Source organism: Xanthobacter sediminis (assembly GCF_043195015.1).
GTDB lineage: Bacteria > Pseudomonadota > Alphaproteobacteria > Rhizobiales > Xanthobacteraceae > Xanthobacter.
This window is the reverse complement of record NZ_JBAFWH010000040.1, coordinates 1-4,534: the sequence shown is the minus strand read 5'-3', so window position 1 is coordinate 4,534 and position 4,534 is coordinate 1. Positions and strand designations below refer to the sequence as shown.

Here is a 4,534-nt window from a genome sequence, read left to right as displayed (position 1 = left end):
GACCGATTATGTTGCGCCGAGGGTTATGTTGCGGCCCCGCGCCGGGCGGCGGTGTTGCGAGCGATCGGCAGATTCTGCACAACATAACCTCAGCCCGTCAGGGAGGGTCGCGTGATGCCCCGCGACGCTTCCGAGCTGTCGCGGCACCTCGCCCGCGACGCCGAGGCAGTCTGCCGCCATTACCTCTCCAAGGGCCGACGCCAGGGCCGCTACTGGACGGTGGGCGACGCGCGCAACGCGCCGGGCCGGTCGATGTTCGTGCGGTTGAGCGGGCCGGATTCCGGCTCCGGCGCAGCCGGGCATTGGACCGATGCCGCCTCGGCCGAGCACGGCGATCTGCTCGACGTGATCCGCGAGAGCTGCGGGTTGACTCAGTTCCGCGACGTCGCGGAGGAGGCCCGGCGCTTCCTGTCGCTGCCCCGCGCCGAACCGCCATATGAGCCGAGACCGCCCGCTCCGACCGGTTCGCCCGAGGCGGCGCGGCGGCTCTGGGCCATCACGAAGCCGATCGTCGGCACCTTGGCCGAGGCGTACCTGCGCGCCCGCGGGATCACGGACCTGAGGGGATGTGAGGCCCTCCGCTTTCATCCGCGCTGCTGGTATCGTCCGGACGAGCGTGCGCCGACCGAGATCTGGCCGGCGATGATCGCGGCGGTCACCGATCTTTCCGGCGCCGTCACCGGCGTGCATCGTACCTGGCTTGCCCCGGACGGCTTGGGCAAGGCGCCGATCGACACGCCGCGACGAGCCATGGGCGTTCTTCTCGGGCATGCCGTTCGGTTCGGCGCGGCCGGCGACGTCCTCGCTGCCGGCGAGGGTATCGAGACGATGTTGTCGCTGCGATGCGCGATGCCCGCCATGCCGATGGCGGCCGCGCTCTCAGCCAGCCATCTCGCTTCTCTCCAGTTCCCGCCAGGGCTCCGTAGGCTCTACATCGCGCGCGATGCCGATGCCGCAGGCGAGACGGCGGTCGCGGCGCTCACCGAGGCCGCCGAAGCCGCTGGCGTCGAGGCGCTGGTCCTTTCCCCGCAACTTGGGGACTTCAACGAGGACCTGCTCGCGTTCGGCCTCGGCGCCGTTCGTGCGTCGGTGCGCGCTCAGCTCGTCCCGCAGGATGCGGTCCGCTTCATGCGGCGGAGGATGGCGAGGACAGGGTGACCGACGCCGGTACCCCGTCTCCGACTCACAAGGCCTTCAGGAAGGCCATGAGGTCCTTGTCCTCCTTCCATGAGCGAGCAGGCCGTGGCTGCCCCACCTCGCAGAGCGCGACGGCGTTGGCCTTCAGCGTGAGGTCGATCTCGGCATAGATGTTGGTCGTGCTGATCGACACGTGTCCGAGCCAGGCACGGATGGTGTTGATGTCCACGCCGGCGAGGACCAAGTGGCAGGCAGTGGTGTGCCGGATCATGTGCGGCGTTATCGTCCGATCGGCCAGTCCCGGGACCTTGGCCGCACAACGCTCGATGAGGCGGTACACCCCGAAGCGGGTGAAGGGCGTCCCGAGCCGGCTGACGAACACAGCGTCTTCGGTCGCGCGACCGCTGATCTCGTCCACCAGAACGCGCTCGGTTTCCGGCCATAGCGGGCAGTGCCGCGTCCTGCCGCCTTTGCCGTGCAGGGTGGCGAGATCGTGCCCGCCGTTCCGTGACCCGATTTGCAGATCGCGCACCCTCAGCCCCGTGGCTTCGGAGACTCTTGCGCCGGTGTTGTAGAGGAAGAGCAGAAGCGCGTACTCGCTCCGGCCGCGCCGCGTCTTGCGGTCGGGCGTCGCGAGCATCGCCTCCATCTCCGCCCGGGTCAGCCATCCGACCGGCGGCGGCATGGACCTCTTCGACGCGATGGCCCGGATGTGACCGCACCACTCGACATGGGCCGGGTCGCGGCTGCCGACGAAGCGCGCAAACGCCCGGATGGCGGCAAGCCGCTGATTGCGGGTCCGGGCGGTGCAACCTCGATCCGTCTCGAGATGGGCGAGGAACTGCAGCACGTGTCCGGACGTCAGGTCCCACACGGCCAACCGGTCCACGGGCTTGCGCACCTTGCGGCTGATGAAGGGCAGCAGCAGACTGAAGGTGTCGCGGTAACTCTTACGGGTGTTCCGGGCGAGATTGCGTTCGGTGACGATGTGCTCGCACAGGAATCGGCGGAGCCAGGGGCCGAGGGCTGCGAGGTCAGACATGCCGACCTCCCTCTGCATAGCGGGCGAACCGCAGCGACGCCTGTTCCAGCAGTTCCGGCGTCATCGACAGGTAGACCTTCGTGCCCTCCAGATCGGCGTGACCGAGATAGGTGGAGAGCACCGGCAGCAGCCGTTGCACATCGGCGCCCTGCCGATACCAGCTCGTCAGGCGATGGACCGCGAAGCTGTGCCGAAGGTCGTGCAGGCGCGGGACCTTCCGACCACCTGCCGCGCGGTGGATCCCGACGACGCGTCGCAGCGTGTCGAACGCGGCCTGCACGGTGCTGCTCGCGAGCCGAGTTCCGTCCTGGTTCGCCAAGAGCAAGGCGTTCTCGCCTTGGGCAAGCCCGCCGCGCCCACGCAGGGAGACGTGTCGGTCCAGTACCGCTGCGAGCTGTGGTCCGACCGGAACTAGGCGGCTCTTGTAGAACTTCGTGGCCCGGATGGTCAGGACGGCGTTCGCCAGATCGACGTCGGCCAACGTGAGCCGGGTCGCCTCACCAAAGCGTAACCCCGCCGCGTACAGCAGGAGAAGCAGGGTGCGGAACGTCACCGCATCCAGCTGGACCGCGCCGCGCCGGCTTGCCTCCACGGTCGCGGGATCGAAGAGGCGTGCAAGCTCGTCGCGCGAGTAGATGTAAGGGAGCGCCCGAACGGGCGACCTCGGCGCATCGACCGGCATGGGCGAGCGGGTCGCATGGCCGCGGCTGATCGCGTGACGCCAGAAGCCGGCAAGCGCATAGTATCTGTTCTCGCGGTGACGCGTCGGCGGGCCCTCGCCTGCCAGGTAGGCCAGGACCTGCCCCGTGGTGACCGCGTCGCAGGCGACGTCGCCATCAGCATGGTCAAGGAAGCGGCGCAGAAGTCTAGCCCCGGTCGTGAACTTCGCGCCGTGAGCCCGTCGCCAGAGCACATAGCGTTCGATCGCCTCGCGCAGGATCATGCCAGGCCCTCCAGGTCGAGAGCGGCCACCTCGCGAAGCGCTGCGAGGTCGACCTTGGCGTAGATCGTGGTGGAGGACGGATCGCGATGGCCGAGGAAGTCCCCGATCACCTTCATCGATGTACCCTGATCCAGGAGGTGCTGGGCCGCCGCATGCCGCAGGGCGTGAGCCCCACGTCGTCCGGTGACGATGCCGATGCCGGCCAGCCGGTCGCTGACGATCTTGCCCAAGGCTCTTCGGTCGAGCGGGCGGATGGGCGCGCGCGTCGTGAAGAAGAGACTGCGCCCGAAGCCGGACGGCCGCGCCTCCCTGATGTAGCGCAGGATGGCGTGGCCGACGCCCTGCGACAGCGGCCATAGATGGGTCCGACCCGGCTTCGGGCAGCGGACCCGAAGCATGGCGTTCTCCCAGTCCAAATCGTCCAGCCGCAGCCCACCGACCTCTCCGGTCCGAAGCCCGTACCCGATGAACAGCATCAGGATGGCCCGGTCGCGCTTGTCGACCGGGCGGTCGCCCCCAACCGACGCCAGCAGGCGCACGACATCCTCGCGCCGCAGCCCCTTCGGCACGCCCTCGTCGGCCATGAAGCAGGGTGCCACGATGCCCGCAGCGAGGCCCGCTCGGCACCAGCCGCGCATCTCGGCGTACAGGAAGAACGCCCTTAGCCGCTGCGCATAATCATGTCTCGTCCGGCGGCTCCAGGCGCCACGCTCGTGCTCCGCCGCCATGGCATCGTCGATGTCGGCCATGCCGACGGCGCTCAGCCGGACGCCTTTGGCAACCAGCTGGCCGAAGAAGTGGTCGGCCGCCTTGCAGTAGCTTTGCACGGTCGCATCGGAGAGCCCACGATCCTCGCGCGACCATCGTGCAAAGGCCTGGACCTCGCCATGATGCGGATGGCGGCAGTCGCCATCATCTTCGAGCCAGCCCAGAAAGGTGAGCCATCGAACACCGTGGCTGGCGAAGCGGTCGCGCGTCTTGGACGACGCGGCCCGATCGCACCGGCGTCCCCTCGGCTGCGCCCATAGCGCCGCGGCGGCCTCGATCCGCGACCGGCTCACCCGGTCGCCATCTTTAAGGTCCAGAAGGCGCACCAAGCTCAGCTGATCGTTGGCACACTTGCGCAAGGTTGATCGTCTCGTGCCGGTCGCCTTCAGATGAGCAAGGTATCGCTCCCGCTGCTCTGCGAGCGGCGCCGCCCGATACTTGTCGGCGGTGTGGGGGAAGAAGATGTCATCGAACACGCTGGCCTCCATGTTGTTGGAGGCTTGATCTTCCCGACGGAGCGGGGCGGCGGAAGCTATGTTGGTCGAAACCGCTCAGACAGAGATTATGTTGCGCAAGAGCTGCCGATCCATCGTAACACAACGGCCTGGCGCGCGCCCGCAACATAACCCTCGGCGCAACATAAT

At 68.2% G+C, this 4,534-nt stretch carries 4 protein-coding genes; 1 reads left to right on the top strand and 3 read right to left on the bottom strand.

All coding sequences use genetic code 11. The features are described 5' to 3' along the window. Positions 1 to 114 precede the first annotated feature (114 nt). Positions 115 to 1,158, top strand: coding sequence for a DUF7146 domain-containing protein (locus V5F61_RS21000; RefSeq protein WP_393990613.1), 1,044 nt, complete (start codon positions 115 to 117; stop codon positions 1,156 to 1,158). Positions 1,159 to 1,183: 25 nt separating this feature from the next. Here V5F61_RS21000 and V5F61_RS20995 read toward each other — a convergent pair whose 3' ends face one another. From V5F61_RS20995 to V5F61_RS20985, 3 genes are read right to left on the bottom strand one after another with little or no spacing between them, the layout of a single operon-like run. Continuing rightward, the gene (locus V5F61_RS20995) at positions 1,184 to 2,179 is read right to left on the bottom strand and encodes a tyrosine-type recombinase/integrase (RefSeq protein ID WP_393990611.1); all 996 of its coding nucleotides are present in this window, start codon (positions 2,177 to 2,179) and stop codon (positions 1,184 to 1,186) included. Next, complete coding sequence (locus tag V5F61_RS20990; RefSeq protein ID WP_394104082.1) at positions 2,172 to 3,122, bottom strand: tyrosine-type recombinase/integrase; 951 nt, start codon at positions 3,120 to 3,122, stop codon at positions 2,172 to 2,174. Before V5F61_RS20990 ends, V5F61_RS20995 begins: the two co-directional genes overlap by 8 nt. After that, positions 3,119 to 4,366: a tyrosine-type recombinase/integrase gene (locus V5F61_RS20985; RefSeq protein WP_393990625.1), complete on the bottom strand. Its 1,248-nt coding sequence runs from the start codon at positions 4,364 to 4,366 to the stop codon at positions 3,119 to 3,121. The genes V5F61_RS20990 and V5F61_RS20985 overlap by 4 nt, the downstream gene beginning before the upstream one ends. Positions 4,367 to 4,534: the final 168 nt, after the last annotated feature.